The 23424-nt window shown below is 59.7% G+C and carries 22 protein-coding genes; 15 read left to right on the top strand and 7 right to left on the bottom strand.

The window, feature by feature from the left end:
* The first annotated feature begins 65 nt into the window (after positions 1-65).
* The 7 genes from amrB (at position 66) to AC1EJ1_RS06495 (ending at position 7062) form a co-directional block, all read left to right on the top strand.
* Positions 66-965, top strand: a complete 900-nt coding sequence (gene amrB / locus AC1EJ1_RS06525) for an AmmeMemoRadiSam system protein B (RefSeq protein WP_480295577.1) — start codon at positions 66-68, stop codon at positions 963-965.
* 5 nt (positions 966-970) lie between these two features.
* Complete coding sequence (amrA, locus tag AC1EJ1_RS06520; RefSeq protein ID WP_480289049.1) at positions 971-1615, top strand: AmmeMemoRadiSam system protein A; 645 nt, start codon at positions 971-973, stop codon at positions 1613-1615.
* A 14-nt stretch (positions 1616-1629) separates the two neighbouring features.
* Positions 1630-2712, top strand: a complete 1083-nt coding sequence (amrS, locus tag AC1EJ1_RS06515; protein ID WP_480295576.1) for an AmmeMemoRadiSam system radical SAM enzyme — start codon at positions 1630-1632, stop codon at positions 2710-2712.
* 49 nt (positions 2713-2761) lie between these two features.
* Entirely contained in the window at positions 2762-3388 is a 627-nt protein-coding gene (locus AC1EJ1_RS06510; RefSeq protein WP_480295575.1) for a hypothetical protein, read from the top strand.
* A 290-nt stretch (positions 3389-3678) separates the two neighbouring features.
* Positions 3679-5436: a 2-isopropylmalate synthase gene (gene leuA / locus AC1EJ1_RS06505; RefSeq protein ID WP_480295574.1), complete on the top strand. Its 1758-nt coding sequence runs from the start codon at positions 3679-3681 to the stop codon at positions 5434-5436.
* Between the two features lie 70 nt (positions 5437-5506).
* Positions 5507-6244 (top strand): DNA repair protein RecO, encoded by a 738-nt coding sequence (gene recO / locus AC1EJ1_RS06500; protein ID WP_480295615.1) that lies wholly within the window; start codon positions 5507-5509, stop codon positions 6242-6244.
* Complete coding sequence (locus AC1EJ1_RS06495; RefSeq protein ID WP_058236391.1) at positions 6241-7062, top strand: isoprenyl transferase; 822 nt, start codon at positions 6241-6243, stop codon at positions 7060-7062. The genes recO and AC1EJ1_RS06495 overlap by 4 nt, the downstream gene beginning before the upstream one ends.
* 5 nt (positions 7063-7067) lie before the next feature.
* Here the strand turns inward: AC1EJ1_RS06495 and AC1EJ1_RS06490 are convergent, their stop codons facing one another.
* The 6 genes from AC1EJ1_RS06490 to AC1EJ1_RS06465 all read right to left on the bottom strand — a co-directional run bounded on the left by AC1EJ1_RS06490 (position 7068) and on the right by AC1EJ1_RS06465 (position 11920).
* Positions 7068-7607: a DedA family protein gene (locus tag AC1EJ1_RS06490; protein ID WP_480295573.1), complete on the bottom strand. Its 540-nt coding sequence runs from the start codon at positions 7605-7607 to the stop codon at positions 7068-7070.
* Positions 7607-8008, bottom strand: a complete 402-nt coding sequence (locus tag AC1EJ1_RS06485) for a Fur family transcriptional regulator (RefSeq protein WP_285014529.1) — start codon at positions 8006-8008, stop codon at positions 7607-7609. Before AC1EJ1_RS06485 ends, AC1EJ1_RS06490 begins: the two co-directional genes overlap by 1 nt.
* 77 nt (positions 8009-8085) lie before the next feature.
* Positions 8086-9060, bottom strand: coding sequence for a metal ABC transporter permease (locus AC1EJ1_RS06480; protein WP_480295572.1), 975 nt, complete (start codon positions 9058-9060; stop codon positions 8086-8088).
* Complete coding sequence (locus AC1EJ1_RS06475) at positions 9053-9763, bottom strand: metal ABC transporter ATP-binding protein (RefSeq protein ID WP_480295571.1); 711 nt, start codon at positions 9761-9763, stop codon at positions 9053-9055. The genes AC1EJ1_RS06480 and AC1EJ1_RS06475 overlap by 8 nt, the downstream gene beginning before the upstream one ends.
* Before the next feature lie 32 nt (positions 9764-9795).
* Entirely contained in the window at positions 9796-10830 is a 1035-nt protein-coding gene (locus AC1EJ1_RS06470) for a metal ABC transporter substrate-binding protein (protein WP_480295570.1), read from the bottom strand.
* A 61-nt stretch (positions 10831-10891) separates the two neighbouring features.
* Positions 10892-11920: a LacI family DNA-binding transcriptional regulator gene (locus AC1EJ1_RS06465; protein WP_480295569.1), complete on the bottom strand. Its 1029-nt coding sequence runs from the start codon at positions 11918-11920 to the stop codon at positions 10892-10894.
* Between the two features lie 213 nt (positions 11921-12133).
* On the opposite strand from AC1EJ1_RS06465, the gene AC1EJ1_RS06460 reads away from it, so the two are divergent.
* From AC1EJ1_RS06460 to AC1EJ1_RS06430, 7 genes are all read left to right on the top strand, one after another.
* Positions 12134-13390 carry a sugar ABC transporter substrate-binding protein gene (locus tag AC1EJ1_RS06460; RefSeq protein WP_480295568.1) on the top strand — a complete coding sequence of 419 codons (1257 nt, stop codon included), beginning with the start codon at positions 12134-12136 and terminating at the stop codon, positions 13388-13390.
* A 131-nt stretch (positions 13391-13521) separates the two neighbouring features.
* Positions 13522-15156 carry an ABC transporter permease subunit gene (locus AC1EJ1_RS06455; protein ID WP_480295567.1) on the top strand — a complete coding sequence of 545 codons (1635 nt, stop codon included), beginning with the start codon at positions 13522-13524 and terminating at the stop codon, positions 15154-15156.
* 77 nt (positions 15157-15233) lie between these two features.
* Entirely contained in the window at positions 15234-16082 is an 849-nt protein-coding gene (locus tag AC1EJ1_RS06450) for a sugar ABC transporter permease (protein WP_480295614.1), read from the top strand.
* Positions 16083-16161: 79 nt separating this feature from the next.
* Positions 16162-17553, top strand: a complete 1392-nt coding sequence (locus tag AC1EJ1_RS06445; RefSeq protein WP_480295566.1) for a glycine--tRNA ligase — start codon at positions 16162-16164, stop codon at positions 17551-17553.
* A gap of 18 nt (positions 17554-17571) precedes the next feature.
* Positions 17572-18837: a tRNA dihydrouridine synthase DusB gene (gene dusB / locus AC1EJ1_RS06440; protein ID WP_480295565.1), complete on the top strand. Its 1266-nt coding sequence runs from the start codon at positions 17572-17574 to the stop codon at positions 18835-18837.
* A 4-nt stretch (positions 18838-18841) separates the two neighbouring features.
* Positions 18842-19585 (top strand): type I 3-dehydroquinate dehydratase, encoded by a 744-nt coding sequence (aroD, locus tag AC1EJ1_RS06435; protein ID WP_480295564.1) that lies wholly within the window; start codon positions 18842-18844, stop codon positions 19583-19585.
* A complete protein-coding gene (locus AC1EJ1_RS06430) occupies positions 19566-22310 on the top strand; it encodes a glycoside hydrolase family 95 protein (protein WP_480295563.1) in 2745 nt (914 codons plus the stop codon). Before aroD ends, AC1EJ1_RS06430 begins: the two co-directional genes overlap by 20 nt.
* A 20-nt stretch (positions 22311-22330) precedes the next feature.
* On the opposite strand, the gene AC1EJ1_RS06425 is transcribed toward AC1EJ1_RS06430, so the two are convergent.
* Positions 22331-22792 (bottom strand): TetR/AcrR family transcriptional regulator, encoded by a 462-nt coding sequence (locus AC1EJ1_RS06425; protein ID WP_480295562.1) that lies wholly within the window; start codon positions 22790-22792, stop codon positions 22331-22333.
* Positions 22793-22823: 31 nt separating this feature from the next.
* Here AC1EJ1_RS06425 and AC1EJ1_RS06420 point away from each other — a divergent pair, with 31 nt between their 5' ends.
* Complete coding sequence (locus AC1EJ1_RS06420; RefSeq protein WP_480295561.1) at positions 22824-23372, top strand: hypothetical protein; 549 nt, start codon at positions 22824-22826, stop codon at positions 23370-23372.
* Positions 23373-23424: the final 52 nt, after the last annotated feature.

Here is a 23424-nt window from a genome sequence, read left to right as displayed (position 1 = left end):
GGTTAGAATCACATACAGTGGATGGGTCGATGGTGCCCCATCCACGCTAGGAGAGGAGAACGAGTGTGACGCAACCTCCCGACCTCACCGCCCCTGAATCTACCGCGCCCGAATCGACCGGCTCTGACACTCGCGATGCCTCGCTGACCGTCCGCGCCCCCGCAGTCGCCGGATTCTTCTACCCGGATAGTCCAACCGATATTGAGTCAACTGCCAGTGCGCTGATTGATCGTGCCCGCCAGCACAACGCCCCGGCTGACAGTGAGGCACACCCGGCACGCGCAATCATCGTGCCCCACGCCGGTTGGCGATACTCGGGCGATCTTGCTGCGCTGGGCTGGGCGTACGCGGCGCGCAGTCGCCCCCGAACCACACGAATCGTCCTGCTCGGCCCGACCCACCGTGTCGCCATCCGGGGAATCGCGCTGCCCGGTGCGGACCGGTTCGGAACACCGGCTGCAATGCTCAATATCCCCACCCGTGACATCCTCGAATCCACGCGCACGTGCGTCGAACCTGTCCACTGCGACGAAGGCACCCACCGGGATGAACACGCGCTGGAAGTCCAGGTCCCTTTCATCACGGCACTGTTCGGAGACGACGTCGAACTCGTGCCCCTCAACGTCGGAGAAGCCTCTCCCACAGCAGTTGCCGACGTGATCGACGCGCTCACCTCGCCCACCACGCTGATCGCAGTCAGCTCAGACCTCTCGCACTACCACACATACGACGAGGCGCGCCGCATCGACCAACGCACCATCGACATGATCGAACGAGGACAGTACCCCGTTGAACCCGAGCAGGCCTGCGGCGCCCGTCCCATGAACGGCCTGCTCGAATATGCCCAGAGACACTCTCTGACGGTGACCGCGCTCGGCTCACACAACTCCGGAGACGTCCTGGGAAGTGACACCGCACGTGTCGTCGGATACGCAGCGTTTGCACTGACTGACGAAAAGGACTGACCCAGATGCCAACATCACTGCCAGACAATGCGGGACGCATCCTGGTTCCACTGGCGCGAGGAGCCATACGGCTCAGGCTGCAGGGAACACGTACCGACCAGATTGTCATGAACTCCCTACCGGCACCGCACGACCGGCCCGAATGGCTGCAGGAGCCAGGAGCAAGCTTTGTGACGCTGACGATCAACTCTCATTTGCGAGGATGCATTGGGTCGCTTTCACCGCGCGGATCTTTGTACGACGACGTCATCCATAATGCCCTCGCAGCCGCCTTCCACGACCCGCGTTTCGATCCCCTTGACGCAACTGAATATCCGAGCATCAGCGTGGAGGTGTCGGTGCTGTCGGCCCCGGTGGCCCTGCCGGCGTTGAGTGAGAAAGCGGTGCTTGAATCGTTGCGTCCCGGAATTGACGGGGTCGTCCTGATCGCCGGCCCGACTCGGCGCGCCACGTTCCTGCCGCAGGTATGGGACGACCTTGCGGATCCAGCTGACTTCTTCGCCCACCTCAAACGCAAGGCAGGCCTTCCCACTACCTGGTGGTCGCCGGACGCCCGAGTGGAAACCTACACGGTGCGAGCCTTCACCGACCAGGACGCGGATGGTGACGGTGATGTGCCGGCCAGTGCGTCAGACATGACCGATCGGTAAAGCCACGCATCGCCATGTCCACACCTGCACACACGATCACCGGACGCTGGCAAACACGCCTCGATGACGGTCGAGTGCGCTGTGACTTGTGCCCGCGTGCATGTAAACTGCGCGATGGGCAGCGTGGATACTGCTTTGTACGGGAGCGTCGCGGCGATGACATTGTGCTGTCAACCTGGGGACGCTCCAGCGGCTTTTGCGTGGACCCCATTGAAAAGAAACCACTCGCGCACTTCTACCCTGGTACCGCTGTGCTCTCATTTGGTACCGCTGGATGCAACCTGGGATGCAGGTTCTGCCAAAACCACGAGATCTCAGCGGCTCGACAATGGGACCTTCTGGCCGAACGCGCAACGCCTCATATGGTCGCAGACGCGGCAGTGAGACATCATATTCCTGCGGTCGCATTCACGTACAACGATCCCGTGATCTACGCCGAGTATGCTATCGATACGGCTCTGGCATGCCACGAGGCGGGCGTGCGCACCGTAGCTGTGACTGCCGGCTACATTTCTCCGAAAGCTCGATCTGAGTTCTTCGCGCCTATGGACGCGGCAAATATTGACCTCAAAGGCTTCACCGAGGACATGTACTGGCATCTGACAGGCGCTCACCTGCGCGACGTCCTGGAGACGATCGCATGGGTTGCCCACCAGCAGAGCACGTGGCTGGAGCTCACAACCTTGCTGATTCCCGGCCACAACGATTCATCTGAGGAAATCCGCAGTCAGTGCCGGTGGATCCTGCGTGAGTGCGGCCCTGATGTGCCTGTGCATTTTTCAGCATTCCATCCTGACCACAAAATGCGCACCACTGCACCGACTCCACCTGAAACTTTGCGCCGAGCCCGCTCCATTGCACTCGACGAAGGGCTGCATTACGTGTACTGCGGCAATGTTCACGACATCGAAGCGGATACCACCACATGCGCCTCCTGCGGGCACGAACTCATCGTGCGCGACTGGTACCGCCTCATCAGCTACGACGTGACAGCTAACGGGACGTGTCCGGCGTGCGGGGCCAGAATTCCCGGTCGCTTCGACGAGGGCGGCCCCGGCGAAGCCTCTGCGCATTCCTTCCAGGTTGCCTTGTCATGAAACAGCTCAAGAACCGGCGCCACTACGTCCCTCGACCTATCATGTTCGAGTGAATAAGGAAGACACAAACCGCCCGGGAAGCTGCCGCATTCCTCGGAGCCAGATGATCCCAGTGGGTCCGCACGAGGGTCGCTACGTGATGTATGAGCCTGTCACGCATCACGCCTATCTCACGGTAGACAACGATGACCGTGGAGCAGCCGCACAGGGCGGGGGACTGATCGGAGCATTCCTTCTTGCGCCGCTGACGATGTGGCTGGTAACCAAGCTCCCCGCTGATTTGAGCGGCGGCGCCTACATCGCACTCTTCTGTGCCGCGACGCTGCTGGGCGGAGCGGTTGCCGCCTGGCTGTATCATGCAGGCATCCGTCAGAAGATGAACCTGCACAGATGGAATGCGGGAGGCAACGACCTGCTGGCTGCTCGTTCACGCAACAGAGTGCGTGAGGTTTTTGCGTTCATCATCATGGTCATATTCGTGTTGCTTATTCCAGTCATGGCTTGGGCATACTTCGCGGTACCAACAGCCGCAGCGTTGACTCTGTATATCCCGGCGCTCGTCCTGTCGCCCATCTCGGTATATGCAGTGATCAGCACCCTGCGTCTGCAGGCATGTGCTCGCAGATGGCGTGCACAGGCCGCACGCGCTGATAACAGTTCTAACAGCGCCGGCTGACGCATGAACTGACGCAGGCGCGGTGCGCATCAACAGGTTTGGCATCGTCGATTCAAACGTCAACTGCACGGGAACCGGCGTCTGACCAGCGGCGCGTAGTGTCCACTTTGTGAAACGCGTGCGGCGCGGTGGTCCCAATCTCATTACGGTGGAGAACATGATGCAGCGCACACTCCTGCTTATGTGCCGCGACGAGGCCTGAAAAGGCCGGAACCTCGTCGCGGCGTTTGTCGACCCCGGTCAAGCCGGTTCGCCACCGGAATCGACACCAGCAGGAAAGAAGAAAGCAGATGCGCACAACAGCCAACGTTCCCACACCTCAAGCCAGCCCCATGCCGGTTGACAAGTACATTCCATTCCTGGAATCCAACCCCATCGACCTGCCCACGCGCACATGGCCCACCAAGCGCATGACACGCGCCCCGCGCTGGCTGTCCACCGACCTGCGTGACGGCAACCAGGCACTGATCGAGCCGATGGATCCCACGCGCAAGCGTGCCATGTTCGATTTGCTGGTCTCACTGGGGTACAAGGAAATCGAGATTGGATTCCCAGCGGCATCGCAAACCGACTACGACTTTGTTCGCTCTCTGATTGACGATGAGGCGATCCCTGAAGACGTGACAGTGTCTGTGCTGACACAATCACGCACCGAACTCATTGAGCGCACCATCGACGCCCTCGTCGGCATTCCCCGGGCAACGGTTCACCTGTACAACGCAACCTCGCCACTGTTCCGCGAGCTCGTCTTCCGTATGGACAAGTCACAAACCGTTGACCTGGCACAAAGCGGCACCCGGGAAATCATGGCGCGGGCAGAAAAAGTCCTCTCAGATGACACGATCTTCGGCTTCGAATACTCACCGGAAATCTTCGTGGACACGGAGCTGGACTTCGCAGCCGAAATCTGCGAAGCAGTCATGGATATCTGGCAGCCTGACGACGACCGTGAAATTGTGCTGAATCTGCCGGCAACGGTGGAGCGCGCAACGCCTAACGTGTTTGCCGACCAGATCGAATGGATGTCAACGAACCTGTCGAGGCGTGGCCACATCGCACTGTCCGTCCATCCGCATAATGACCGCGGAACGGGTGTTGCAGCAGCGGAACTGGCGTTGCTGGCCGGCGCTGACCGCGTAGAGGGATGCCTGCTTGGACAGGGGGAACGAACCGGCAACGTCGACCTGGTCAACCTCGGCCTGAACATGATGAGCCAGGGTATCGATCCGGGTATTGACTTTTCCGACGTGGATCGCATCCGGCACACGGTGGAACACTGCACCATGATGGAAACCCCGCCGCGTATGCCCTACGTGGGGGACCTGGTTTACACGTCCTTCTCCGGATCGCACCAGGACGCCATCAAGAAGGGCTTCGAAGCCCGCAAGAAGAAAGTTGCGGAAGCCGGCGGAGATGAAAACGCTGTGCCGTGGGGCATTCCGTACCTGCCGATCGACCCACACGACGTGGGACGCTCCTACGAGGCGATCGTGCGCGTCAACTCCCAATCCGGTAAGGGGGGCGTCGCCTACCTCATGTCGACCGCACACCACATGGAACTGCCGCGACGCCTGCAAATCGAATTCTCACGCATCGTTCAGCGTCACACAGATTCCTTTGGCGGAGAGATCAACTCCAAAAACCTGTGGAAGATCTTCACCGACGAATACCTGCCTGCCGACGAGGCAAGCGGCCTGGCCCCGTGGGGACGCTTCGAAATGGGAGACTTCCACCTGCACACACGCGGAAAAGAGCAGGAAGTGGAACTGCGCGGTGAGATCCTGGACCAGGGACAGCCCGTTGCCATCAGCGCCGTGGGAACCGGCCCGATCGACGCTTTCGTCGCAGCTATGCACGACTTCGACCTGGATGTGCGCATCCTCGACTACTCTGAGCACGCCATGAGCCAGGGACGTGACGCCACCGCAGCCGCATATGTGGAAGCAGCGGTCGACGGCCAGATCGTCTGGGGGGTCGGCATCGATTCGTCCATCACGACAGCCACATACAAGGCCGTTATTTCCGCCATGAACCGCGCTTTGCGCTAATAGCACATTGACGGTGCCGGTCGACGTGTCCTGTGGCACCTCGACCGGCCTGTGAGACAATGCGAGCGTGATCAGAAGCTACCGAGACCAGGCGATCGTCCTTCGTACCCACAAACTGGGGGAAGCTGACCGTATCGTCTGCCTGCTCACCAAGGAAAACGGGCAGGTACGCACGGTAGCCAAGGGAGTGCGCCGCACCACCTCGAAATTCGGTGCGCGCCTGGAACCGTTCTCACTGATCGACGTGCAGCTGCATCGTGGCCGCACATTCGACATTGTGACGCAGGTCGAAATGCTGCGCCCCTACGGCACGCAGCTGGCTTCTGACTTCGATTTGTTCGCCGCCGGAACCGTCGTGGTGGAAACAGCAGAACGCCTCACGGCCGATTCAGCCGACGGCGCACACGCTCAATACCCACTCCTGCTCGGAGCACTCCACGCGCTGGCCAACCTGCGTCATGACCCGGTCCTCATCGTCGATTCGTATCTTCTACGCGCCCTGTCAGTGGCGGGGTGGGCACCCTCGTGCTTCGCATGCGCCAGTTGCGGCAAGCCCGGCCCGCACACGTCCTTCTCCATTTCCGAGGGTGGCGCGCTGTGCGACGAGTGCCAAAGCGAAGGGGGAGTGGCCGTCTCGGAGAACACGATGGAACTGATGGGGCACCTCCTGGCCGGAAACTGGGATCAGGCTGACCGCACCGAAGCGTATGACCGGCAACGCGTCGCACACCTGACATCGGCGTATACGCAGTGGCATTTGGAACGTAAGCTGCGCGCACTCCAGCTCTTCGAAAGGAAACGGGCATGACATCTGCCCAGGCTCCGGTTGATCGGGCACCATCAGATCCCACTGCTCCTGTGCTGGGTCCGGGTCAGTGGTCTCAACCGGTTCCCGTTTTTGACCGCGTGCCTCGCCACGTCGCCCTCGTGATGGATGGAAATGGTCGATGGGCCAATGCTCGCGGATTGAATCGCACGGCAGGGCATCACGCCGGAGAATACTCCCTGATGGACACGATCGCCGGTGCCATTGACGCAGGCGTGCGCTATCTGAGCGTCTACACCTTTTCGACGGAAAACTGGAAACGTTCCCCGGCTGAAGTGCGTTTCATCATGAACTACGCGCCCGATGTGCTTACACGCAGGACGGGCCAACTTGATGAATGGGGTGTGCGCGTGCGATGGAGCGGCCGGCGACCCAAACTGTGGAAGTCCGTTATTCACGCCCTGGAAAAAGCTGAGCGCGCCACCGAATCGAACCGGACGCTCGATCTGATTATGTGTGTCAACTACGGTGGGCGCGCCGAAATTGTGGACGCTGCACGCACGATTGCCATGGAGATTGCTGACGGGACGATGAAGCCGGCTGGCGTGACTGAACGGACGTTTGCGCGCCACTTGTATCTGCCCGATGTGCCAGATGTCGACCTGATGATTCGCACCTCAGGCGAGCAACGTATTTCGAACTACCTGCTCTGGCAGCTGGCGTACGCGGAGATGATGTTCGTGGATACGCCGTGGCCGCAATTTGACCGCAGTGAACTGTGGAAATGTCTGGCGTCCTACGGGAAACGTGATCGCCGTTTCGGTGGCGCCGTCAACTCACCGCACGCGCCGCTTCGGTGAGCGTCCTACTGTGCTGATACCGGGGATTCCTCGCACGTCAGGACTTCCTGAGGTGCCGCTTTGGGGTGCGAGCGACGGTAAATGAGCCAGCTGGCCAGAATAATCACCGCCAGAGCGATCCCGATCCATGAAATCGGAGAGCCTGCGATTGCGCCGATGGCAGCGACCCACACAGCCAGCAGCCCCAGCCCGTACATGATCGACCACGCTACGCACCCGGGAAGCATCGCGAGGGTATAGGTGCGCCACTTCAACCGGACAATTCCGGCACCGGCATTGACCGCTGTCTGAACACCGACGGTGAGGAAACACAGCGGGATGATCAAAAGCCCCCATTTTTCGAGCAGTTCTGCACCGCGGCGGGGAACAGGCCCGTTAAACCAGCGAGCGATCGCGCCGATGAGGCCGGAGTGTCCGTCACCTTTCAGGGCGCCCGTGGCGGCGCCTCGACCAAGCCAATAGGTGCCCTGGGCGCGCAAGAAGACGACAAAGAACAGGAAGATGAAAAGAGGCAGCCCGCTTGAGGCCCACTGGGGAACTGGCATCAGGCTTCGTCATCCTCAACAGCGCCGCACTCAGAGCACAGACCGAATACTTCGAGCGAATGGGCAACCTCAGTGAAGCCGTGCTGCGAGGCGATCTGAGAAATCCAGGATTCTGCTTCGCTGACTTCGATCTCTTCAGTGTGACCGCAGTTGCGGCACACCAGGTGGTGGTGGTGGCCTTCATCTTCGCACAGACGGAACATCGATTCGCCATCGTCCATGCGCAGGACATCGACGACATTCATCTCAGCCAGTGCCTGCAGATTGCGGTAGACCGTCGCCAGGCCGACGCGCTGCCCCTGATTTGTCAGGTCGTCGTAGATCCGCTGTGCGGAACGAAAGTCCTTGTCACGACGCAGCTCGTTAAAGACGGATTGACGTTGCCGAGTCATCCGCTGCACGATGTCCCCCTCTTGCCGACCCTGAAGTAAATCTTCTCGTTCTTGGAAGCATACAGGGTTGAGGCGAGAAATGGAGATTACAGTGTGTCATCTGCTGGTGGTGTGCCCATCCGATCGGGGGAGTCAGGATGCGCCGAATGAGCGTGAGGATCACCGGCAATCAGATGCGTATGTCCGCCGGTGACCTGGAGGCGTCGCCCTCGTCGAATTCCGTCAATGGCAGCCTTGATGACGAATCCGAGGATGTATACGACGATAGCTGCCACCACGATGAGTGCGCCGGGGGAGACATCCACGAAGTAGGTCACCACAAGGCCGCCGACACATAGCACGGTTCCCAGAGCCATTGCGCAGGCCATTGTGGAGCGGAAGGAACGGGTGACGAGTTGCGCGATTGCGACCGGGACGATCATCAGGGCCGACACCAGGAGCGAGCCCACGACGCGCATCGCAACTGCGACAGTTAACGCCGACAGGATCGCGATGAGGATGGACAGGGCAGCCACAGGAAGGCCGGTTGAGTGCGCGAAGTCCTCATCATCGGTCACTGCGTACAGTGCAGGCGACAATCCCAGGCCGATGAGCAAGATGAGTGCACACAGCGCGCCAATGAGGTAGACGTCTCCCCATTGCACTGTTGAGATGGATCCGAATAGATACGAGTTCAACTGTGTGGACGTTCCACCTGCCAGACCGATCAGCAGGACGCCGGTGGCGATGCCTCCGTAGAACAACATGGCGAGGGCAACGTCTGCACTGGTGCGGCCACTGAGCCTGACGACTTCGATCGTCACCGCGCCCAGGATTGATACGACAAGGGCGCCCGGCAATGCCCATTGATCAGAAGGCGTCACGTTTGCAGCTGTCCCGGCGATCCAGCCCAGAGCCACACCCGTCAGCGAGACGTGCCCGATGCCGTCTCCCAGCATCGCCATGCGGCGATGTACCAGGTAGGTGCCGACGATGGGTGCGCACAGTCCGACCAGCAGCGCTGCCAGCAGGGAACGGAGCATCAGTGGGGATGTGAAAAGGTCGGCGAGTGCCTCACCCATGATGGCTCGCCTCCTCGGTCGATGCCGGTTGTGGGGCGTCGTCGTATGTGATGTGGCCGGCGGCAATGGTGATTTGACGATCCAGGAGGGGGCGTAGTTCCCCCAGCTCATGCAGGACCAACACAATGGTGGTGCCCCCGTCCTTGGCTGACTGCACGATCGACGCCAGGCGTTGGCGCGAAACCGAATCGATTCCAGTTAGCGGCTCATCCATGATGAGAAAATCCGGGTGGCGCACCAGGGCGCGCGCAATGTTGACGCGCTGACGCTGCCCACCCGACAGGATGGAGACCGGATCGTTTGCGCGATGTGCGAGCCCGACCAGTTCCAGAGCACCGAGCGCTTTGCGTCGATCGGAGCGTGACAGCCAGAATTTTCGAGGCCCCAGTAAACCTGAGGCGACAACTTCACGCGCATTGGAGGCGACGCCGCCGCCTGCGCGTGAATATTGCGGGACGTAGCCGATGCGCGACCATGGTCGCTTGCCGTGCGCACTGACCTGCATGCCAAACAGTGACACGCTGCCGCGTGTCACCGGTGCGGTGCCAAGGATCGCGTGTACCAGCGTGGACTTGCCGGAACCGTTGGCACCCGTCACGGCGAGCGTTTGTCCGGCGGGTATATCCAGGTTAATGCCGTGCAGGATGAGGGTGTCATCCCACGCGACATGCAGGTCACGCATGCTGACGGCAAGAGTGGTCATGTCAGACGCATCGGGGCAGGTCATTGCGGGGGCTACTTGCAATCCAGTGCTGTGCGCAGAGCAGCCAGATTGTCTCTCATCACGTCCATGTAGTCCTTGGATGGATCGTTTTGGGATTCGAGGGGATCAAGGACTGCGGTCTTAATTCCCAGGTTCTCTGCCAGTGTCTGCGCAATCTTCGGGTCAATGAGAGTCTCAGTGAAAATTGTCGTCACGCCTTCTTTCTTGGCCAGCTCGGAGATCTCCTTCAGTTTGGCTGGCGAGGGTGATGTTTCCGGATCAATACCGGCAATGCCTTCCTGGTTCACGCTGGCGCGGTCGGCCAGGTAACCGAAGGCCTCGTGCGAGGTGATGAATGTCGTGTGAGCGCACTTGCGTGTGCCCTCGACAATTTCCGTTGACAACTCATTGAGGGAGGTGGATACCTGGGCTGCCTGTGTGGTGTACAGCTGCGCGTTGATCGGGTCGGCTTTTGCGAGCGCCTGTCCAATCATCGTGGCAGCTTGAGCCATACGCTGGGGGTCCAGCCAGAAATGTGGATCAACATCACCGTGGTCATGTTCGTGACCTGTGTCGTGATCGCCGTGTTCCTCATCCGTCGAGTCAGTGTCCTCGGCCTCGTTGTGCCCCGACTGTGTGTCCTCATTTACGTGTGTGGGGGACAGGAGCTGAACAGCACTGGCAACGTCAACAACATGTTCGGGTGGATTGATCGCCACAGCGTCATCGACGGCAGTCTGGAAACCAGAAAGGTACACCACGATGTCTGAACGCCCCAATTCGTTCACCTTGGCCGGCGACAGCTCCAGGTCGTGCGGCTCGGCTCCAGGAGGTGTCAGTGACGACACAGCTACACGATCACCTCCGATCTGTTCCACCAGATATTGCAACGGGTAGAAGGACGTTGCGACGTTGAGTACCGTCGATGTGTCGGACTGGGCGGACTGGCCTGCGTCAGCGATGACCGACCGTTCAGACTGCATCGATTGGGGTGCCGAAGCAGTGGAGCACCCGGCGAGCACGGTGGCTGCGCAGACGAGGGTGAGGAGAGGACGCGAGATCTTCATACCTACAACTCCACCGTAAGTGAGAATGAATGTCAAGTGGACCTGGTGTGAGATGTGTAGTTTATCGCGATGTGGACGGCGCTCGGCCAGTCGAACCGCGGACAACCAGATCCGGTGTGTACAGGAATGCCCCGGACGTGGCGGGCATGTCAGGATTCTTGATCGCTTCGAACAGAGTGCGAACTGCAGCCGTGGTAATTGCATCGACAGGCTGGCGGATCGTCGTGAGGGGTGGATCGAGGTGAGCCATGAGTTGCGAATCGTCAAACCCGACAACCGACAGGTCATCCGGCACGCGCATGCCACGTGACTTTGCCGCGCGAATTGCGCCCAGTGCCTGCATATCTGATCCAGTGACGAGGGCAGTCATGCCTTCATCAAGCAGACCGTGAGTTGCAGCTGCGGCGGCCTCGTATGTGTAGAACGTTTCGACAATGCGCGGCTTGTCGATTCCGAACTCCTGAGCCATGACTGTCTTGAATGCGTCGACTTTTCTGCTGGCGGGCACGATGTGCGTATGCCCGGACAGTAGAGCGATCCGTGTGTGTCCCAGTTCGCGCAGGTGACGCACGGCGATCGAGATACCGATCTGGTCGGCGGCAGAAAAATCTGCGCTTTCAATCTCCTCGCGTGATCCATTGATGGTGACGAATGGGATGCGTCGTTCGCGCAGGTGATGGTAGCGGGACATATCTCCGCGAAAATCGGCGTGACGCCCCGACACAAAAATCAAGCCGGAGCATCCGTGGGACAGAAGGGTTTGAACGTAGTCACCCTCGGAGGTGGAGCCGGGAGTCTGACTGCAGATCAATGGGATTGTACCTGTGCGCGAAACCTCAGCCTGGATGGCGTGGGCGTATGCGGCGAAAATTGGATTGGTCAGTTCGGGGATGATGATCCCGATGCAGGGGGTGGAGGAGGAGCGTTCAGGAAGGGGGCGTTCATACCCCAGAGAATCAATCGCCGTCAGGACGCGGTGGCGCGTCTCGGCTGACACGGGGCCAGTTCCGTTAATGACGCGTGACACGGTAGCTGTTGACACCTGCGCGTGTTCAGCGATATCAGTCATCCGTGTGCGGTGTTTCGGCATTGAACCCTCCCGGTTATGTACGTCTTATCGATCGTAGTCGATCACGAGGGTGAGCCGTGCATGGCTCACCGAGTGGACGCTGTACTGAATGTAACAGTTCTCTATCTTTTCTGTAAATCCTTGCACAATTGTCGGAGATTATTTACAGTAAGAGCTACAACCGCACGGCAGCGGAGCGTGCGGATTCACGATCACCCGATCATAGGAGTTTGAATGCGCAGACGCATAACTGTACTTGGTGCCCTCGCCATCGTTGCCACACTGACAGCATGCGGCGGAAATTCGCCGTCCGGCCAGTCCTCAGACGGTGTTGACGCGGAACAGTCCGCCATCGGACAGTCTGCTTCGGACGGTGCTGCAACCGTTGGATCCCTCACTATCTGGGCAGATGACACCCGAACCGGGCCGCTGAAAGAACTCGCGAAAGATTTCACTGCTCAAACGCAAATTGACGTCAATATCTTCTCCAAGTCCACCGACACCATGTCGAAAGACTTCATCGCGCAGGTACCTACCGGCAAAGGCCCCGACATGATGGTGACCGCTCACGATGGGCTGGGAGAACTGGTCAACAATGGTGTGGTCGCCCCGGTTGACATTGCCGATTCAGCTGACGCCTTTACCGAATCAGCAGTGCAGGCCGTGACCTATGACGGGCAGACCTACGGTGTGCCCTACGCCACCGAATCGCTGGCACTGGTGCGCAATAACGCGCTGACCACGGATGAGCCTGCCACATTCGACGAGATGATCGAATCGGGCAAAGCGACAGGAGCCGAGTATCCGTTCGTCCTCCAAACCGGAGATCAGGGAGACCCGTACCATTACTACCCATTCCAGACCTCCTTTGGTGCAACGGTTTTTGCTCAGGAAGCTGACGGTTCCTACACCTCAGAGCTGACGATGGGTGGCGAAAAGGGGGCGGCGTATGCTACATGGCTGAAGCAACAGGCAGACGCTGGAATCTTCGACATCAACATCACCGGCGAAATCGCCAAGCAGTCCTTCCTGGACGGCAAAGCGGCATACACCGTGACGGGTCCGTGGAACGTTGACGCTTTCCGCGATGCCGGCATGGACATCTCTGTGCTGCCCATCCCCTCAGCGGGAGGTGAAACAGCGGCGCCGTTCGTCGGCGTCCAAGTCTTCTACGCATCTGCAAAGAGCCAGAACCAGGTGCTTGTCTCGAAGTTCATGGACTTTATGAAGACCCCCGAAGCGCAGCAGAAAATGTACGACCTGGCTGGGCGCACACCGGCTCTGAAAGAAACAGCCGCCGCAATTGATGACCCTGACATTCAGGCTTTCTCCAAGATTGCCGAAACCGGTATGCCCATGCCGTCTATTCCTGAGATGAGCGCCGTGTGGCAGTTCTGGGGTCTGACCGAAGCAAACATCATCTCCGGCAAGGAAGCTCCCGAAGAAGGCTGGAACACGATGATCTCCAACATTCAAGGCACTATTGAGTAGTGTCTGTCGCGTCGCGCTGCTCACTGCAGCGTGACAGACCAGTGGCACGGGGATGAGAAACGAGGTGCCTCGCATCTCTTTTCTCATCCACCGTGCCGCCCGCACCCTGTTCACCCAATCAGGAGTAGGCCATGTCGTCGCCTTCATCAGCAACGTCTTCTCACACAGAACAGCCCTCACAGTCAACGGATTCACCGCAAACCCCCTCGTACCGCACCTCACATGCCCGCGACATAACGAGGCCCGGTTTTATCGCCAAATTGATCTTGATGATGCTCGTCAATGCACTCGGCGTCTACGGCATCATCACAGCGGCGTTCGTCCAGTCGTGGCTCATCGTGGCGCTACTGGTCCTTCTGCTGGTTGCCGTCGATTTCATCTATTTTTCCTCGCGGATGCTGCCCGCCAAATACCTGATCCCCGGCCTGGTGTTCCTCCTGATCTACCAGGTCTTCGTCATGGGGTATACCGGCTACGTGTCCTTCACGAACTACGGGCAAGGGCATAACTCGACCAAAGCTGACGCCATCAGCTCCATCATGATGGAGAACAAGAAAAGGGTGGATGGCGCGCCCACCGTCAATATGGCGGTCGTCGACGACGGCGGCACACTGGGGCTGGCGGTCGAAGATCCCGATACACATGCGGTGAGCGTCGGTTTTGAGGATGTGCCGCTTCATGAGGTCAACGCGGAAGTGGGTTCCCTGGGTATCACCTCGGTGGAAGGCTACGACGTCCTCGCGTTTGCAGATGTTGCAGCCCGACAAAACGACGTGGTCAATCTGACTGTACCGGTCAGTGACAACCCTGACGACGGGTATTACGTCACCACCGACGGCTCCAAAGGCTATCTGGCTCAGCCCACATTCCACTACGACGAACAAGCCGACACCATGACAAACACGGCAACCGGCGTGGTGTACACGGCAGACAGTGACGGTTTCTTCACCTCACCAGACGGCGAGCACCTCACGCCCGGGTGGCGCGTCTTTGTCGGTTTCGACAACTACGCCTCAATGGTGGTCAGCCCTGACCTGGCCGTCCCGTTCTTTAAATCGCTGATCTGGTCGTTCGTCTTTGCATTCGGATCGGTGATCACCACCTTCGCCTTCGGCCTCTTCCTGGCGTTGACATTCGCTGATCAGCGCATCAAAGGCCGGCGCGTCTTCCAGTCCCTGATGATTCTGCCCTACGCGTTCCCTGGCTTCCTCGCCACCCTGGTCTGGCGCGGCATGCTCAACGAGCGCTTCGGCTTCGTCAACGAGGCATTGCTGGGCTGGATGCCCGGAACGAACATCCCGTGGCTGACCGATGGGACGTGGGCGAAGGTCTCCATCCTGGGGGTGAACTTGTGGCTCGGATTCCCATACATGTTCCTCGTCTGCCTGGGTGCACTGCAATCGTTGCCCTCTGACGTCATGGAGGCGGCGAAGATAGACGGAGCAGGGGCGCTGCGCACAGTGTGGTCAGTGAAGCTACCACTGGTGCTGCAATCGACGGTCCCACTGCTCATCTCATCGTTTGCCTTCAACTTCAACAACTTCTCACTGATCTACATGCTCACAGGTGGCGGCCCGTCCTATCCGGGATTGTCGGTGCCGGTGGGTGAGACTGACATTTTGATCTCGATGGTCTACAAGATCGCATTTGACCGGGGCGGGCAGAACTTCGGTCTGGCATCAGCCATGTCGATCGTCATCTTCATCGTCGTAGGAGTGATCTCCTGGCTGGGCTTCAGGAAGACGCGCGCATTGGAGGAAATGTGATGACTACTGCATCAACGTCTCAAGCTGCCACAACACGCGGCGCACACAACGATCAGACGAACAATACACGCCACTCGATGTCGGCTGGCCGATGGATGCGAGAGCTGGGGTGGAGGTACGTGGTCGGTATCCTCGTCACCATCTACTGTCTGATTCCTCTGCTGTACGTCTTGTCTGTTTCCCTGTCGCCGGGCGCGACGCTGGCCGGAGCCAACAAGTTATTCCAGCACTTCTCATTGGAGAACTTCCAAGCACTGGGGCAAACCACGTACTGGCAGTGGATCAAGAACTCGCTGATCGTTTCATCGATTACCGCGATCGGTACAGTGCTGATGGGCGCTGCGGCCGCCTACGCATTTTCCCGTTTTCGTTTCCGAGGGCGACGCGGCACACTCACCTTCCTGCTCCTGGTTCAGATGTTCCCGCAGATGCTGGCATTCGTGGCACTGTTCCTGCTGCTGCTCGCCCTCCAGGACGTTTTCCCGGTCCTGGGACTGGACTCTCGTCTGGCGCTGATCTGCGTGTATCTGGGCGGCGCATTGGGGTCGAACACCTTCCTGCTGTACGGGTTCTTTAACACCGTTCCCCGCGAACTTGACGAAGCGGCCGAAATTGACGGGGCAAGCCACGCTCAGACGTTCTGGACGATTATCATGCCGCTGGTAATCCCGATCCTGGCTGTTGTCGGTTTACTGTCCTTTATCGCCAGTTTCTCCGACTTCGTCATTGCGCGCGTCGTGCTGCAAAGCGAATCAAATTTCACACTGGCTGTCGGCATGTACAACTGGGCTGCCGATGAGCGCGTGGCACCGTGGGGCCTGTTCGCCGCAGGAGCCGTTGTCGCGGCAATTCCTGTGATCCTGCTCTTCCAATACCTGCAAAAGTACATCGTGTCGGGTCTGACAGCGGGCGCAGTGAAGGGGTAACGCAGTAAAACCGGTAGACTCGAGCGCGTGAGCGTCGCACCAGCCAGGTGCGACGATGAAAATAAGGAGAATATCCAACATGGCACAAGGCCCTTCACGTCTCGACTCGGTCATCAGCCTGGCCAAGCGCCGCGGCTTCGTGTTTCCTTCAGGGGAAATCTACGGTGGTACCCGTTCAGCCTGGGATTACGGTCCGCTGGGTGTGGAACTCAAGGAAAACATCAAGCGCCAGTGGTGGAACACTGTTGTGCGCTCCCGTGACGATGTTGTGGGACTGGACTCAGCCGTTATTTTGCCCAAGCGCGTGTGGGAAGTGTCCGGTCATGTCACAGCATTCACTGACCCGTTGACCGAATGCCTGTCCTGCCACAAGCGTCTGCGTGAGGACGAACTAATCGAGCAGTACGCTGAGAAGCATTCGAAAGATGAAGGCGACGTGTCGATGGAAGACGTGCCGTGCCCGAACTGTGGGACGCGCGGTCAGTGGACACAGCCCAAGGCTTTCTCCGGACTGCTCAAGACATTCCTTGGTCCCGTTGATGACGAGGCCGGACTGCACTACCTGCGCCCCGAAACAGCACAGGGTATCTTCACGCAGTTCGCCAACGTCATGTCGACCTCCCGCAAGAAACCGCCGTTCGGCATCGCTCAGATCGGCAAGTCCTTCCGCAACGAAATCACGCCAGGTAACTTCATCTTCCGTACCCGCGAATTCGAGCAGATGGAGCTTGAGTTCTTCGTGGAACCGGGCACTGATGAGCAGTGGCATCAGCAGTGGATCGACCAGCGTTTCCAGTGGTACGTCGACCTGGGCATTGATCCCGAACACCTGCGCCTGTACGAACACCCGAAAGAGAAACTCTCGCACTATTCCAAGCGCACCGTTGATATCGAATACACGTTCGGTTTCCAAGGCTCCCAGTGGGGCGAGCTCGAAGGCATCGCCAACCGTACCGACTACGACCTATCGGTCCATGCCGAAGCTTCCGGCGCCAAGCTGGACTACTTCGATCAGCAGAAGAACGAACGCTGGACTCCGTATGTTATCGAACCGTCGGCTGGTCTGACCCGCTCTCTCATGGCATTCCTCGTGGAGGCTTACGACGAGGAAGAAGTACCCAACGCGAAGGGTGGTGCGGACAAGCGAACGGTGCTGCATATGGATCCTCGTCTGGCTCCCGTCAAGGCCGCCGTCTTGCCGCTGTCACGCAAGCCGGAACTGCAGGAGCCTGCACGCGAACTGGCGAAGAGCCTGCGCACGCGGTGGAACGTGGACTATGACGATGCTGGCGCGGTGGGCCGGCGCTACCGCCGTCAAGATGAGATCGGCACACCCTACTGCGTCACCATTGACTTCGACTCGCTCGACGATCACGCAGCGACAATCCGTGAGCGCGACTCGATGGAGCAGGTGCGCATCCCGATCGACGAGGTTCCTGCCTGGCTTGCCGATAAGCTCGGCGCCTGCTGAGGCATACCTGTCCATCCGATGACGTTACTTCCCGTTCAGTGTGCTCCCGCCTTCGCGCCTGTAGCTGTCGGCCCCATTCAATTGTGGTCACCGGTCATCCTGGCGCCGATGGCGGGAGTCACGAATGTGCCATTTCGGCGCCTGTGCCGCCACTTCGGTGAGGAAGGCCTGCCCGAGCATTTGCGTCCAGCTCCTGACGGGCAGGCACATCCACGTCCCCGGATCGATGCGCCAGCGGGCCTGTATGTCACCGAAATGGTGACCTCGCGCGCTCTGGTTGAAGGCAACCAACGCACGTTGGATATGGTGCGCGTGGATCCTGAAGAACGGGTGCGCTCCATCCAGCTATATGGAGTCGATCCTGACGTGATGGCGGCTGCGACCCGACTGCTTGTCGAGCAGGATCTGGCCGATCATGTGGACCTGAATTTTGGTTGCCCGGTGCCGAAAGTCACGCGCAAGGGTGGGGGAGCTGCGCTTCCCTACAAGCGAGACCTGTTTGCCTCACTGGTCGGTGCTGTGGTTCGCGCGGCTGACGATGCCGGCCGCACTGTCGGCCGAGATATTCCCGTCACTATCAAGATGCGAATCGGCATCGATGACGGCCACGTGACCTACCTGGATGCCGCACGCATTGCGCAGCAGGCAGGCGTCGCCGGTATTGCTCTGCACGCACGCACACAGCACCAGTACTATTCGGGCGCCGCCCAGTGGCAGGCGATTGCGCGACTACGCGACGTTGTGCGTGAGGACATCCCCGTCTTCGGCAATGGAGACATTTTCAGCGGAGACGATGCCCGAGCCATGATGGACAGCACAGGATGTAATGCAGTGGTGATTGGTCGCGGCGCGCAGGGCCGCCCCTGGCTGTTCCGCGAACTCGTTGCAGCCTTGCACGGGCGTCCGCTTCCACCACCGCCCACGCTCCGCCAGATCACACCCATCATTGAGCAGCATGCTCGCTGGCAGGTCGAAGAAATGACTGACGAATATCGCGCGATGCGTCACCTGCGCGCTCACATCGGCTGGTACCTGCGCGGATTCGCGATCGGCGGGCCATCTCGCCAGGCTCTCAATCTGGTTTCCTCCCTGGAGGAGCTGCATGAGCGACTGATGGATCTTGACCTCGATCAGTCCTTCCCGTCGGCAGCGCAGGGCAGCAGAGGACGCGCAGGACACGAGAAGAAACCACATCTTCCCGATGGGTGGCTCAACTCGCGCACACTAACTGACGATGAACGCCAGCACCTGCACCTGGCTGAAGATGACGCGTCAGGCGGGTGAGAACATGCAACGAGAAGTCCAGATCGGCCCCGTTTTCCTGGGGCCGGGGCATCCGACCAGAATTATCGCACCGCTGACCGGGAGCACATGGGATGCCCTCGTCGACGAGATCGACAACTTGCATGGCGAGCCGATTGATCTGGCCGAGTGGCGCGCAGATATGTGGCCAGATCCCGACGAGCTTGCCAGCGTGTGCAGCGCTGTTGTCCAACGCTGTCCCGTGCCCGTCCTCGCCGCCATACGCACCATTGACGAGGGCGGCCGCAGCGCCCTGGATGAAAACGCATACGCTCACAATGTCAGGAACCTGGCCGCGCTTGCGCCCTGTGTGGACGTGGAAGCCAGATGGCCCGGCAGCGCACAGATCGTGAACGATGCTCACAACGATGGCAGCACCGTCATTATTTCCGCACACAACTGGGAGCTGACACCGTCACCTGAAGAGATCACGCGCCAGCTTGAGCAGATGGCGGCACTGGATGGAGATATCGTCAAGGTCGCCTATCGCGCTCACTCACATGCTGATGCGGACGCGATTATGCAGGCTGGACGGTGGGCGATGTCGCACCTGGACGTGCCGACGATCTGTATCGGCATGGGCGAGGCTGGTGTGGCGACACGCCTGGCGGGGCCTGAGTTTGGACTGGCGGCCACATTTGCAACGGTTGGCGCGTCCAGTGCGCCTGGCCAGTTGCCGGCTCAACAGGTAGCACACACACTACGTGGACATGCGCACCGTGCGCACTGACATTGCGCACCGCGCACCGATCGAAGGAAGGCGCCTCATGGCGAGCGCTCAGCATACAACGTCACACCACCACGACCTGCGCCTGTGGTACAGGCAACCGGCGAGCCTGACCGAACTGATGTCCAGTGGAAAAGGGCCGCAAGCTGGCTCGCCCTCCATCGTGGACGCTGACTCTCGCATCTGGCAGGAAACAGTGATGCCGATCGGAAACGGTGACCTGGGCGGCGCGATATTTGGTGAGATCAGCCGCGATCGCATCGGTTTCAACGAGAAAACCCTGTGGACAGGCGGACCGGGAAGCACGCCGACCTATGACGGCGGCAACTCAGTCGAACACGGCAGAAACGGCCAGACGCTGCGCTCGGTGCAGCACCTATTCGAACAGGGACGCCGCGAAGAAGCAGCGCGCCTGGCGTCGAACACTCTCATAGGCGGCTTCAATGCGGCCGAACAAGGAGGCTACCAGGCGTGGGGAACTATCTACCTTGACTACGGTTTCGCTGATGACCACTACTCGAACTATGAACGTGACCTGAATCTGTCGACCGGGATCGCGCACGTCGCATTCGATCATGACGGGACACACATCACCCGCGAATACTTTGCCTCCAACCCTGACAACGTTCTTGTCATGCATCTGACGTCCACCACCGCACAGACACTGGCCGTGTCGTTTCCAACGAAGCAGGACAGTCAGAAAAACGCTGAGCGCACCACCGTTGACGTGGCTGGAGGCCTCCTTGAAGTCAGCGGTGCACTGCATAACAACGGGCTGCGCTATGCCTCGGCAATTAAAGTGGCCAGCACTGACGGCGAGGTCAGTGACGGGGGAGACCACCTGAGTATTGCAGGGTGCACGCACGTGTCGCTGCTGGTGAGCGCGGCGACTGATTATGCGCTGACGTATCCGGCATATCGAACTGGCGAGAGCCCGCGCGATGTGTCGAGACGTGTCAGGGCGGTGCTGGAAGAAGCTGCTGCACGCAGCATTGATGACCTGCGTGAACGCCACCAGCGTGACTACAGCGCGCTGTTTGACCGAGTAAAACTGGACCTGGGCCAATGCGACGCGAAAAATGCGGGCCAATGTGACGGGGGCGAAGCGCATCAGTGCGCCCGGACCGTTCCGACGGACGTGCTGCTCGACGCCTACCGCGCAGGAGATGCCTCGCCTGCGCAGCAACGTGAACTGGAAGTTGTGCTGTTTCAGTACGGACGCTACCTCGGCATCAGCTCCTCGCGGGAGAACTCACTGCTGCCAGCCAATTTGCAGGGCGTATGGGCGAACAGGTCTGACGATACCGTTGGGCCGAATGCATGGAACTCCGACTACCACCTCAACGTCAACATGCAGATGATCTACTGGGCGGCCTACAGTACGAACCTGGTCGAAACTGCTGGTCCGATGATCCGCTTCATGAAGGCTCTGGTTGAACCGGGCAGACGCACGGCACGCATCTACCTGGGTACCGATGGCAGTGAAGGATCCGGTTTCAGCGCTCACACCGAGAACACTCCATTTGGCTGGACCACTCCGGGACGTGACTCTTTCTGGGGATGGTCGCCCGCCGTGGTTCCGTGGATGCTGCACAACGTCTACGAATGGTACGAGTTCACCGGGGACACGGAGCGCCTGCGAGAAGACATCTACCCGCTGCTCAAAGAACAGGCAGACCTGTACGTGCAGCGCCTGCTGCACCCGTCCACCGACTCGACGGGCACACGCCGCCTGGTCTCATCGCCTGCCTACTCGCCCGAACATGGACCGGTCACTGACGGCAACGTGTACGAGCAGACCCTGATCTGGCAAATGCTGACTGACGCCATCGAAGCGGCAGAGGTGCTGCAGGTGGATGCCGATCGGCTGACGATGGATGAGAGCTGCTCCATCGACGATTGGGAGCGGGACTGGGAAAATGACGGCGCGTTCACCTCGGACGCTTCACGTTCATGGGCGTGCGCCAGGCACCTGCTCGACCCCATCGTCATTGGCGACTCAGGCCAGATCAAGGAATGGTACGACGAGGGCGCCCTCGGGCATCATACGGATGGCTCCGCGATCGCGGACTATCAGCGCTACCACCGCCACATGTCGCATATGCTGGGCCTCTATCCTGGCGACCTGATCACTGTTGATCATGCAGAATTCCTCGACGCGGCAAAGGTGTCGATGAATGATCGATCTGACCGCGCGACCGGGTGGGGAATTGCTCAGCGACTGAATTCGTGGGCCCGCGCCGGCGATGGGGAGCGTGCGCACCGCATCATCCAGTCTCTTTTTGCCAACGGGATCTACCCCAACCTGTTCGATACACACCCGCCGTTCCAGATCGACGGGAACTTCGGCTACACCGCAGGTGTCAGCGAAATGCTGCTGCAGTCCAATTCGACCTGGGTGGGTCAGGATGGACGCGAGTACCGCAACTATATGTATCCAGCGCCCGCGTTGCCACGCGTGTGGAGAAACGGTCGAGTCAGTGGGCTGCGCGCTCGCGGCAACTTCACGGTTGGCTATGAATGGGCCGATGGCGCCGTCACTTTGATGACGATTACCTCCGGAAGCGGCGGGCACGCAATGGTGCGCCTTGTGGGCGCCTCGAACGCGACCGTGACAAGCGCTGACGGCGCGTGCGTGAGATCGACGCTGCTGGACGCCACGCACCTCGCATTCGATACGCGTCCTGGCGAAACCTACACCATCACTCACCTGACCAAGGAAGCGTGAGCGTGTGGGTGCGAGGAGACCTACCGGCTCCGTGGCGAGCGAACCAGTTCGACAACCGTATCCAGGCGGCGCTGCACGATGGGAGCGAACTCGTCGATAAGTGGCTGCTCTGACATGGATGCGAGAGGTTCGAGCTGGACAATGTAGCGCATCGTGGCCACACCGTACAGCGTGGACATGACGCACTCAATCTCCCGCGCAATCGCTGTGCGCGTGGCGGATGACAGGGGAGGAGCGTCAGTTCCGCACACGTGCTGATGAATAAAGTCAGTAATGTCGGGGATAATGCTGGAGTGTACGTAGGAGCGGAAACGCTGCTTGGAGTCGAAATAATAGTTCACCATTGCCGGATCGCAGTTGGCGCGAGCCGCGATATGACGGGTTGTGGTGCCGTCGTATCCATTCGCAATGAATTCTTCTTCTGCGATGCGTCTGATGATTTCGCGTATGTCGCCGCGCTTGCCATGCGCGACATCGCGCAAACCCCTGGTGGGACTGGTCGGAGAAATCCTGATGAAGTTCCATCCCGAGGCAAACAACCACGCGGTGCGCGTTATTGAAGAGGAAGGGCGTGAGGCGGAACTGCCCACACTGATCCAGTTCTTCCACAACGCGATGGCATCAGCATCGTGGAACGCTCACAGCCTGGGGATGGTCGACATGATTGAACATGGCTGCCCGAACATCATCTGTGCACAGCCTTTCGGCTGCCTGCCCAACCACATCATTGGCAAGGGAATGGTCCGCGCGTTGCGCAATCGCTACCCGCAGGCCAATGTGGTGTCAGTGGACTACGATCCGGGTGCCTCACAGGTCAACCAGCTCAACCGCATCAAGCTGATGATCTCAACGGCGATGGAACAGCGTCGGCGCGAAAGCGCGGATGGCGTGCTGGATTTCGGCACAGTCGACATTGTGTGGGATGAGGAAGACAAGGGATTTGAGCCACGCCGACCGGCATGCGGAAGTTGCGCGATGGCCTCACTGGCCGCCCAGTCCGAATTCGCCGTCGATCGCGGCGATCGTCCCTCCATGCCGATTGTGGCGGTGACCAGCAATTAGCGCGTTGGTCTGGCTGCTCCGCTGAACAGACCGACCCGGTATCGAGATCGGC

This window comes from Pauljensenia sp. C0170B4 (assembly GCF_056590235.1).
The sequence above is the reverse complement of the archived record's forward strand: the minus strand, read 5'-3'. Positions and strand labels throughout refer to the sequence as shown.

What these genes read in the sequence shown, in the direction of transcription:
- amrA (WP_480289049.1), top strand. Translation starts at nt 971, where the DNA reads ATGCCAACATCACTGCCAGACAATGCGGGACGCATCCTGGTTCCACTG.
- amrS (WP_480295576.1), top strand. Translation starts at nt 1,630, where the DNA reads ATGTCCACACCTGCACACACGATCACCGGACGCTGGCAAACACGCCTC.
- leuA (WP_480295574.1), top strand. Translation starts at nt 3,679, where the DNA reads ATGCGCACAACAGCCAACGTTCCCACACCTCAAGCCAGCCCCATGCCG.
- AC1EJ1_RS06495 (WP_058236391.1), top strand. Translation starts at nt 6,241, where the DNA reads ATGACATCTGCCCAGGCTCCGGTTGATCGGGCACCATCAGATCCCACT.
- AC1EJ1_RS06490 (WP_480295573.1), bottom strand. Translation starts at nt 7,607, where the DNA reads ATGCCAGTTCCCCAGTGGGCCTCAAGCGGGCTGCCTCTTTTCATCTTC.
- AC1EJ1_RS06480 (WP_480295572.1), bottom strand. Translation starts at nt 9,060, where the DNA reads ATGGGTGAGGCACTCGCCGACCTTTTCACATCCCCACTGATGCTCCGT.
- AC1EJ1_RS06475 (WP_480295571.1), bottom strand. Translation starts at nt 9,763, where the DNA reads ATGACCACTCTTGCCGTCAGCATGCGTGACCTGCATGTCGCGTGGGAT.
- AC1EJ1_RS06470 (WP_480295570.1), bottom strand. Translation starts at nt 10,830, where the DNA reads ATGAAGATCTCGCGTCCTCTCCTCACCCTCGTCTGCGCAGCCACCGTG.
- AC1EJ1_RS06465 (WP_480295569.1), bottom strand. Translation starts at nt 11,920, where the DNA reads ATGCCGAAACACCGCACACGGATGACTGATATCGCTGAACACGCGCAG.
- AC1EJ1_RS06460 (WP_480295568.1), top strand. Translation starts at nt 12,134, where the DNA reads ATGCGCAGACGCATAACTGTACTTGGTGCCCTCGCCATCGTTGCCACA.
- AC1EJ1_RS06455 (WP_480295567.1), top strand. Translation starts at nt 13,522, where the DNA reads ATGTCGTCGCCTTCATCAGCAACGTCTTCTCACACAGAACAGCCCTCA.
- AC1EJ1_RS06450 (WP_480295614.1), top strand. Translation starts at nt 15,234, where the DNA reads ATGTCGGCTGGCCGATGGATGCGAGAGCTGGGGTGGAGGTACGTGGTC.
- AC1EJ1_RS06445 (WP_480295566.1), top strand. Translation starts at nt 16,162, where the DNA reads ATGGCACAAGGCCCTTCACGTCTCGACTCGGTCATCAGCCTGGCCAAG.
- dusB (WP_480295565.1), top strand. Translation starts at nt 17,572, where the DNA reads ATGACGTTACTTCCCGTTCAGTGTGCTCCCGCCTTCGCGCCTGTAGCT.
- aroD (WP_480295564.1), top strand. Translation starts at nt 18,842, where the DNA reads ATGCAACGAGAAGTCCAGATCGGCCCCGTTTTCCTGGGGCCGGGGCAT.
- AC1EJ1_RS06430 (WP_480295563.1), top strand. Translation starts at nt 19,566, where the DNA reads ATGCGCACCGTGCGCACTGACATTGCGCACCGCGCACCGATCGAAGGA.
- AC1EJ1_RS06420 (WP_480295561.1), top strand. Translation starts at nt 22,824, where the DNA reads ATGAAGTTCCATCCCGAGGCAAACAACCACGCGGTGCGCGTTATTGAA.